The 10102-nt window shown below is 56.6% G+C and carries 4 protein-coding genes and 1 pseudogene; all 5 read right to left on the bottom strand.

What is annotated here, in order from left to right; translation table 11 throughout:
- Positions 1 to 112 precede the first annotated feature (112 nt).
- Positions 113 to 499: pseudogene (traX, locus tag AC6CWS_RS23725) on the bottom strand (type-F conjugative transfer system pilin acetylase TraX); the annotation flags it as partial.
- Positions 500 to 578: 79 nt separating this feature from the next.
- Positions 579 to 5840 (bottom strand): conjugative transfer relaxase/helicase TraI, encoded by a 5262-nt coding sequence (traI, locus tag AC6CWS_RS23720; protein WP_114506537.1) that lies wholly within the window; start codon positions 5838 to 5840, stop codon positions 579 to 581.
- Complete coding sequence (gene traD, locus AC6CWS_RS23715) at positions 5840 to 8152, bottom strand: type IV conjugative transfer system coupling protein TraD (protein ID WP_095835928.1); 2313 nt, start codon at positions 8150 to 8152, stop codon at positions 5840 to 5842. The genes traI and traD overlap by 1 nt, the downstream gene beginning before the upstream one ends.
- Positions 8153 to 8511: 359 nt before the next feature.
- The gene (gene traT, locus AC6CWS_RS23710) at positions 8512 to 9243 is read right to left on the bottom strand and encodes a conjugal transfer complement resistance protein TraT (protein ID WP_032415736.1); all 732 of its coding nucleotides are present in this window, start codon (positions 9241 to 9243) and stop codon (positions 8512 to 8514) included.
- 251 nt (positions 9244 to 9494) lie between these two features.
- A complete protein-coding gene (traS, locus tag AC6CWS_RS23705) occupies positions 9495 to 10097 on the bottom strand; it encodes a conjugative transfer entry exclusion protein TraS (protein WP_023280878.1) in 603 nt (200 codons plus the stop codon).
- Between the last annotated feature and the right edge of the window lie 5 nt (positions 10098 to 10102).

Raw genomic sequence — 10102 nt, 5'->3', positions numbered from 1 at the left:
GCTGGATCGCACGCGAGCTCGGTATCAGCAAGAATACCGTCGCTGACATCGTGCAACGACACAGAGCTAACGCTTAGGGTGTCATTTCGCCCTCAGCCGGAACCGACCCCTAATACCAGGACGGCTGGCTGACCCACCGCAGGACCTGGCCCGTGACGGCAAAGGCAAACAGAATATTCCCGGAATACCACGGGTACCCGATGAGCATAAACGACACCTGGGCGACCAGCGCCCAGCCCCACAGGCTGTTCAGCTGCGACTGGCGTATTTCCGCGTGCCGGGCCAGATTCATTCCCCATGCCAGACCGAACAGCGGAAAACAGCCCCGTCCCAGCAGGCGCATCACTTCATTGTTTCCGGCCAGCAGTAAGCCGGTGTGGTCAGTCACCATCAGTACCAGTGCGACCGTTTTAATCATATCCGTTTGTCCCGGTGCCCAGGTCAGCAGGCGATGAAGCCAGCGGTCTGTCGCACCTGGAAATGTGTGTTGTGCTCTCATGTTTTTTTCCTTTTAGCGCTCCGGCAGACTGCCCGATTTTAATCGGGGAGGCTGCCGGAGCAGACAAGCCGCAGGCGCGTCAGTCGCCCCCGAGGGTTTTCTCGCGGTTAAGGTCACGAACCATGTCCCGCTCCACAGCCTGCAGACGCTCACGCTGCAGACGTTCTGAGGCCACCTGTTGAATCGCCTCCTCCTGGCGCCGGAACTGAGGATCATCCGGTAGCGTCGTTTTCTCCGTACCCGGCCGGTCACGCTCCAGTCCGCGAATGACGTCCCCGATAACCTCTTTCACCCGGTCCGCCGGCTCGCCGGCTTTACGCGCCTCCCCGGCCATTTCCCGGGCAGTCTGTTCCGCCTTTTTTTCCATTTCCCGGCGCTGCTGTTCTTCTGCCGCCCGCTGTGCCAGTACCTCTGGCGGGAGGATAATGTCAGCCCCGGCCTGCGGTACCGGAGCCACCGGCGCCGGTTCAGCCCATACCCGCCCACCGGTCATGGCCCCGGGGTTCCAGGGGCGGTCATCACCGGCCAGCCGCACCACCACCCCCGTATCGGGATTGTCGCGGGCCATTCTGACGCCCTCCCCCATATTCCCGGCCAGCAGGCTTTCTCCGTTGCGGCTGTTCTGCAGCGCCACGAACCGGGCGTCTTCATTGCCCATAATTCGTCCCTCTCCGCCGATAGCCTCCAGCCGTCCGTCCCGATCGGTCAGCGGGCTGAGCCAGATACCGGCGGCTTTCCCGTTTTTATCAAATGCCGGCAGCGCCACATGCGGCTGAGGGTACTTTTTCCCCGGAGAAATGAATTTTCCTGGTGAACTTCCCTGTGCCAGACCGGACTGCTGCAGGGCTGCCCGGCCCGCGGCGGTTTCATCCAGTGGCCTTGCCCGCCCGAACAGCAGATCGGCTGTTTTCACCGCCCGGTCGTTACGGGGTTCAAGAATATCGTGCGCCGTCGCTTTCTCAGGTGAATTCTTGATGGCCTTTATCCAGCCCTCACGGTTGTCGGTGTAGACCTGAACATGCTGTTTCATGCGGGATAAAGCCACATAGGCAGACTCAAAGCTGGCCATCTGTTCCCGACCACCGGCCACCCCTTCCAGCGCGATGGCATACGGTTCGCTGGCCCCCTGGGCACCGTGGGCGGTGATGGCGTAGGCGAGGTCGATATGCTGCTGTGCCTGCTCCGCCTTCGGGGTCAGCGTACGGGTGATTTTGCCATCAGACAGCGTGACACTGTCACCCGAAACAAACTGCACTTCCCAGATACTGTTGGCCACATAGCCGCGCTCCGGGTCACTTTTGCTGAAGCGCATTCGGTCCCCCTGAGACACGGTGATCTTTTCCTGACGATAGAGCGTGACGCCTTCTGCCGATGCCTCCCGGGGTGAGATAAATCGCTCCTTTCCTTCACTGTCTGTCAGGGTGATCAGCTGATTATCCTTATCCACCTTGCTGATACGGTGGTATACGTTATCAACCAGCGCCACCGCCTCCTTGTGAGCCGTCCAGGTCGACAGTTTGCGCAGTTCACCGTCACGGATGTTACTCGTGACCAGCACCGGCAGGGTGATTTCCTCTTTGCCGGTTTCCCCGTTCTCCCGCCGTGCGTCATGGATCAGACTGTTCAGCGCCAGCCGGTCCTTATTCAGATGGGTGATCACCAGCGTCTGCGACTGTGCCTCCGGGGTCCGTCCGGTATAGTCCTTCACCAGCGCCTCGTAGAGCGTCGCGGGCTGACCTTCCGGCAGGGTTTTCCCCTCGCTCAGCGCCTTTTCTATCGCCTTTTCCTGCTTTGGCGTGAATTCCACCACAGAACTGCCCGGCGCCCATGAGCCTTCTTTTCTCGGCACCTGCTCCGGCGTGACCTGCTCGATGGTGGTCAGGGCGCGGTGCACATCCCGCTCAATCAGGCTGTAGACCGCCGGTCGCAGCTCAGGCATCTGACGTACAATCTCTTTCATGATGGCAACGTCGGCGGCGCTGCGCTGCTGCATCAACCTGAACGGCTGGCCCGGCGCGATGGGCTGCAGCTGGTCGTTATCCCCACTGGACACCGCCCGTCCACCGCCGGCGACGATGAGGGAGTGGGCTTTTGCCATATCGGCCAGCCCCACCATTGAGCTCTCGTCGAGCAGGAACAGGGTGTTGCTGAAATCGGGTGTCTGGCCATTGCGCTGCAGCAGCTGCGTGTCGTGGAGGAACGATGCCGTCGTGCGCGCATCCACGCCAGCACTCTGCATTTCCCCGACCGCGCGATACGTCGGCGCCAGACCGATGACGCGCGGACGGGTCTCTTCCGGCAGCAGACTGATGGCACTCATGACTGCCCGGAACTGGGTGGTTTTCCCCACCCCGGCATACCCCTGAACCACCGTGAAGCGGTCCGTGCTTTCCAGAATCATCCGGGTCGCCGCCCGCTGTCCGGCGGTCAGGTCCGTCATCAGACTGGCCGGCACGCGGTCCATCAGGGGGGCCACCGCGTCTTTACCTTCCAGCACGTGGGTCAGGATGCTTTTTTCGGCGTCCCAGGTCTGACGGGAAATCAGCAGGTCATTGCCGTAGCCGTGCGCCACCGGTACATTCAGCAACTGCCCCGACCTGATTTGTGCCTGGATGGTCGTGTCGATGTCCGCCATCGAAACCTTCCCGCCCCCGGTTTCCATTGCCGTCGCCAGCAGCTGGGGCCGGGAGAAGGTCAGGTCCTGGCTCTCAAGCAGCGGGATGGCCAGGTGAATGGCCTGTTCTGCCGGGGTATGCAGCCCGGCCTTCTGCTGCGCAATGGCCGCATCCAGGTCCGTCTCGCCGGATCGGGACTTCAGCTGCTCTGAGACCACGCTGAACGCGGTATGCCGCGACAGCTTCTCCGTCGTACGCGCCGCATCCTGGGCCGAGTACAGCCGGAGATGACTTCCGCTCTGCGCCAGCTGGTTGAGGGTGGCGTTATCCAGCTCACGCTGCGTCACCGACGCAAAGACCGTTGCCGTCTCGCTAACCGACCTGCCGGGACTTTCCACCCAGCCGTGGCCGATTTTAATACCGTCAAACACGCCCGCGCCCACGGCCAGGGTCTGCGTGGTTTTCTGCCCCGGCCGCTGTACCGTCAGCTGCCCTTCCTCCACTTTCATCACCGTGATGCTTTCCCCGCCCTTCAGGCGTGTGTCCGGTATCTTCCCGAGCACCGCCAGACGTTCCCCCTCTGCCACCGGCAGTGTATCTGCCCGGAACAGCGTCCACTGGCTGTCGACCGCGGAAACCTTCAGATCCAGACGGACCCCATCCCGGTCTTTCAGGGTCAGCATATTGCTGCTCGCGGTCACCCGGTCAATGACAAAGCGATCGTGCGTCCGGTTCTCCGGATCCCAGCGTTCCATCACCATCCCCTCCCGGTAATAATCCCGCACGCCCCGGCTTTTACTGTCCAGCCACACCGGCGTCAGGGCTGTAATGGTCGTGTCTTTCTCACCCAGCACCCCCTCCTGTCTGAGGGAGTCACGGATAAGGCCGTTGAGTACGCTCTGTTCACGCGTCCCGCTGATTTGGGCCACGCTTTCCTGCCCTTCACGTACGCTGACGGCAAACTCCTGTGCCAGCCGGCTGTAGCGTGCTCCTTTATCCGGTTCACTGATGATGTCGGCTGTGGTCTGTTGGCCCCCCTGCCAGCGATACGTATTCACGCCGCTGTCCTTCAGCACCGTCAGCGCACTGCCGGTCCCGCTGCGCTTCCCGCTGTCTGAGAGCAGGACCTGCACGTTATGGCGCATCGCGCCATCGAGCAGGGAAATCGTTTCCTTCAGGCTCAGCTTCTCCGCCTGATCCACGATGAGTGTTCCGCCCGGAATAAACGCCGTCCCGTCCTGCAGGGCGGATTTACCGGTCACCGTTTCCCCGGCCAGACGCACATCACCGGCGAGAAAATCACGTGAGCGGTTATCGGCCGCCAGGATATGGACGTCACGCCCCTGCTCCCGGGCCATCAGGGTTAACTCGGCCACCCGCTCCCGCTGGCCGGTTGCACCGCCCTGACCGGAAACAATACCCATTACCAGGCGATCCTGCGCCAGCACGCTGACGGCATCGCTGAAAGGGACCTGGCGCACCACAGACGCATCGGGCGTGACGGAGACATGATTCTGGCGCTGTACCTCCTGACTCAGGGCTTTGACGGCGAGTTCATCGAGAACGTGGATGTTTGAGGTGAACAGGCCTTTCTCGCGATCGAGAGGGATAAGCTGCTCCCGTTCAATGGCGGCATCGATGCCCTTTCTCGCCAGATCAAACACACCGTCCTTCGCCTCCAGCTGGCCGACCGTGCGTGCCAGCAGGTCGGCATACGTGAATTGCACCTTGCGGTCGCTGAGACCGGCAATCGCTTTCGTCACCACATCCGTGATATCCGGACCGTCAGTGTTCACCGGCGCGGCAGGTGCACGGGCCAGCTCTGCGGCTCGCGCATCGGCGGCCTCACGGTACCCCCGGATGTCAAACCCGGTCTCCTTCAGCGTGTTCATCCACTCCACCATCTTCTCTGCCGGATCGATGGCTTCTTTCGACTTGCGGGTATCGAGCGCGGCCACATCCCGTGACTTCAGGGAGGCATCGGGTCCTGCAGCCTCCCTGACCTCCTGAGACCGGGTGGAGAAGGGTTCCACAGGGACCCCTTTCATCTCCCACATCCCGTGTTTGCCCACGACTTCCGTCTCATAGCCAAGCTTCTCAACCAGGGGTTTGAACGCCTCCCGGTAAAGCTTCCCGAACGCTATCTGGTTCGCGTACACGTTCTCGATAAAACCTGTTTTACCGATCTTATCTGTGCCGAGAGACTGCCATTTGTCCCCGTTCTGCGTGGCGTTAATGACGACGGCATGGGTGTGTATCTGAGGTTCCTGGTTACGGTTCGTGTCGTGGTTGAATTTCGCCACAATCAGATTTCCGGTCAGCACCGTTTCGCTTTTACCGTCCGTCATGACACGGGTCGCGGCCAGCGTCTCCAGTTGCCGCACCGCTTCGGTTACCGCCTGGTTGTGGGCATCGATAAGGCGTTTATCGCCGCCCAGCATCGCCATGACCGACACGCTTTTGGGGGCCGAGAAGGTCAGGTCATAACCGGGCCGGTGCCTGTTGGCGCCGTCCTGTATCCGGGTCAGGTCGCTGCCATCCGGCAGCTTCCCTTTCAGCAGTTCCGTAAACAGCGCCTTATCCACGGCTTTCCCGTCGATCCCCAGCGCCTCAGCCCCCTTACCCTGCCAGCGTTCGTCCATGCTCCCTATGACGTAGTAATTATCCTTATCCGTATAGTAATTACCGGCACTGCCCGCCGATTTAACGGAGCCAATCGACATCATCAGAAGTTCCCCCCAATCTCGACATTATCCTGTTCATCGTGGCGGTGGCTGTGGTTGATATTGACCTCTTCACGCCGCTGCATATCCCGCTGTGTCTGCTCATCTGCCAGCCAGGCGTCATACGCCTGCATGTCCTCGATGACACCGTCCTCGTTCATGCCGGCCGGCAGCATGTCCTGTCCCTGTTCCGCAGACTGCTGCGCCAGCTCCTGTTCTGTCCCGCCTGCAGCTGCAGCAGGGGTACCGGCAGAGGATACTGTTGCGGCTGCAGCGGCAGCAGCGGCTGCTTTTGGCTTGATCAACGGTACGGTCGTGAGCCGCAGGGCGGAAGGCTCCGTTGATCTGACGGAAGGTTCCTCTGCCGGCATCTTCGTTGTCGGCGGCGCTTTTACCGGTGCCGGAGATACTGTTATGTCTGCTGGCGCAGGCTGACTGACCGGCTCAGGTTGTTCACCGGCGTGACTGTTTGTATCAGCGGGCCCGGATGCCGGCGCATCCGGCGTGAAAAGTGCCCTGGCAAGACTGCCTTCAGCTTCCCGCGCTTCAAGCAACGCACTGAGCCGCGCATCCACCCGCGCATCGAGAGTGCGAGGAATAAATCCCTCGGCAATTTTCGGACGCGGTTTGTATTTGAGGGCCAGTTTCACGGCCGGATACGGCCCGGGCAGCGTGACATAGCAGGACAGGTCAGGCAGCGTCTGAATATCGGAGTAACTGACCAGCGTTTCCCGCTCTTTTTCTTTCCCGGTCGATACACCATCACGCACCGGGTCAGCACCGTAAGAATACTGCTCGCTGGCCTTGAGGATTTCCTTCTCACCAATTTCACCGGCAGCAAACTCCGCAATCTCCTTACTCGGGGAGCGGAAGAAGGCCCGGGTGTTCATCACGTCAAAGAGCGTGGCGGCAGGCTTGACGCCATAGATATCTTCCAGCTGGGCATAGGACTGAATACCGAACACATAACAACCACCAAATTTACGCGCCTCCGGGAGGATTTCGACCAGGTCCGGCAGCTTGTGCAGCGTGGGGAGCTCGTCGGCGAAAATCCACACGCGCCGGTTACGGTTCTCCCCCATCGCCAGCAGGCCGCGGATAGCAATTGACAGCCACATCGAGATAACCGGCTTCAGGGAAGCATGGGTGTCAGCGTTGGAGGAGATAAACAGCCAGCCATTGGGTCGGTCCTCACGGACACCGCGCATCCAGTCCCGGATAGTGAACGGCTCGCCGTTCTTCTCAATGCCCTGCAGGTAGCGAATAGCCTTGACGTAGTTGGTCAGCACGGCACGAATGGAGATGGCCGTTTTCTCAATTTTCTCTTCAACCAGGTTCGCTGCCGGCGTGTTCTGCAGATAGGCGCGCAGCTTGTCGATTTTAATGGACAGCATGGTATCGACCAGCTTCTCGTAGCTGCGATCCTTGTCTTCACGCATCAGGTACGCGCCTTCGGCAAAGATAGTGCGACCGGAGCCCTGCCAGAACGGGTCTTCTTTGGTACCCATCGGGATAAGGGTGTTGGAGATGTTGTCGAAGTCCGGCAGCGTCAGGCACTCTTTCCACAAATCCCAGGCCGCGCAGCGCGAATCCAGCGGGTTGAGGATTTTATCCAGTGACGGGTCATAATAGCTTTTGACGAACTCACAGGAGCGATCATAAATGATGGCCATATCGCCACGTGCACGCACGTAGTTCAGTAGCCGGCGGATCACTTCTGATTTACCGGAACCCACGGTACCGTGGAGGCAGAAGTTCTGGATTTCGGAGTTTTTAAGAATAGGCAGATCGCCAATTTTAATATCAGAGGCCATACCATCACGCTTCATCTGGCGGGCCACTTCTTTGGGCTTATCGGAAAGCTGGCGCCCGCCGGTATTCTCATCCTCACTCTGCTGTTTCCCCTGGCGGCCCAGCACCCAGCTGGCGATGAAGAACGTCACGATACAGATAACAAGAGAAACCACGGCAGCAAAGACGAAACTGGTCCACAGCTGCTCTCCGCACCAGATAGTATATTTATCGGCCAGGATTTGTTCTGAGGTATATTCCAGCGACTGACCGTAATACTGAATGGTGTATACCGGCTGGGAACGAATAATATCGCGCATCGGACCCAGCGTCGTACACCACCAGTATACGCAGCCGTTCACAAAGGTTTGCCAGCTAAGCCTATACATCAGCATCAGCCCGCACAGTACCCAGAATAAAATAAACAGCACGTAGAAAATAATATTGGCAATCTGACCAAACATGCGAAAGCGCATATTGGCGATCTGACCGCCCTGCGTCATATCTTTGGCATTGAAACTCATGGCACTAATCCGTCAGTAAATTATTAGGGTCGGAAGGACAAATTAATCAGCGAAAACAGACCTCACGGGGTTGCAGGGAATAAGCCTCCCCCATAGCAGGGTGTGGATAAATATCGCCAGGTATCAGTTTATGTGTTTCAAGAGACCTGACAGGTTCAGATATTGCCATAAATAACCTCTATTCAAATAAAGACGAAAAGATTCCGCCGAAGGCGGCAACGCCTCACAGATGCACAAATAAATTGCGCAACTGTTCACCGTTCAGATCTGGAATTCATAGATTATTTGACGAATTAATTATGACACACCAGAAAGGGGATCCCAGTATGGCCCGGGGACCGGGCCGTGGAATAGAAAGCTTACAGAATATTAGCGATCGATTTTGCCAGCTGGTCTTCAAGAACAGGCTGGGCTTCAGGGAACTTGAGGTTAACTTTATTAGCGTTAGAGACGACGCGAGTCTGGTATTTGTGCTGATTACCCGTTTCAGTACTTGTCTGCACTTTTGCGCCGGATGTTCCCTGACGTAATACGGCCACGTTATCAGTCTGAACCTGAGTTTTGGTTCTTTCCGCGATCTGAACATCGGTGATCATGGTGTAGTTCACATCTTCCACCATCGCGTCAGCAGCCATACCAACCAGACCGGCTGCAAGTCCTACACCCAGAGTCGCCCCTGCAGAACTGGAGTTGTAAGCGGTAATCCCTGCCCCAAGCGCGGCGCCAGTCACTGCGCCTTCATAACCCCGGCTTAACCAGCCCTGAGACTCACGAAGGTCCATTTTATCGGCCTTGAGCACGTTCGCCTGGATCCAGTAGCCCGCCGTATCCGGGTTACTGACGACCTGATATCCCTTTGAAGTGACGGCGCTGGCAATTTTTGCCTGCAGGCCACTCATATCCTTATCAGAGGTATTTTTGATTTGCAGATAAACCGTCTTATTATTTGAAGGTTCCAGCCAGATTGTTTCGCTCATCTGGGTTTTTACTTCCAGATTTCTCTTTTTAATAGCGGTTCCCATTGCACTACATCCAGACAACGCCAGCGCAGAGCTGACAACCATAACAGTCATCAATTTATTTAATTGCATACAAATTTCTTGTGCCATAATCATTATGAGACATACACATTCCATTTCTGCATCCAGAATGCGCAGTTACTATATCCAACTTTTTATTTGAGTGGAAATTTATTAAAATTAATGCACTAATAATTTCGTATATGTATTTTTAGCCTACCAACTAACCACCATAATTGATAGGCCAAATTTGAGGGGGGCATTTTTTAAAACCAGCCACTCTCGCTGCTGAGTTTTAGTGGTCAAATTGACTTAATCATTTGTTAATGATTCCGATCTATACCATACACGTTTCCTGCAACGTCTACATTTTCAATCATAGGAAGCCCACTCGCAGGATTAATATCATGGGTATTTATAGATATCTCATTTCCATATGGCCCCATAGCACTGCTACATGTACTATTAGGTTGGTCGAGGTTGACTGAACCGTCAGAACAATGCTCAAGCTGATAACTCATAAACTCCCGCTCGGAGAGCATTTCCTTGTATGGTAAGGTTGTCAATGATTGTGTTCTCCCGACATAATTCCTGCCGATCCCATTTTCGAATGCACTTTCATTATCATTACTAAATTTCACAGATGCAAACTTTAGTGCTTTATTCATAATCCAAAGTGGGTATAAAACAATACTTATCAAACAGGCAATGGGATTAACAATACAACAGACTCCGGTCAGAACAAGATAAAGATTATTAACATCAGGCACTGGGCGTTTTGTTTTCGCACCAACTTTAATGAAAACATATTTGAACACCAACAACCACATCGCGGATGCTACAACTATAAAAATAGTCTCTGATACTCGCCATCCTGCTAATAGGCACGATATACCCTGAATAAGTAGCAAAGCAATCATTTTCATATTTT

The sequence above is a fragment of the Klebsiella sp. M041 genome (genome assembly GCF_059759695.1).
The sequence above is the reverse complement of the archived record's forward strand: the minus strand, read 5'-3'. Positions and strand labels throughout refer to the sequence as shown.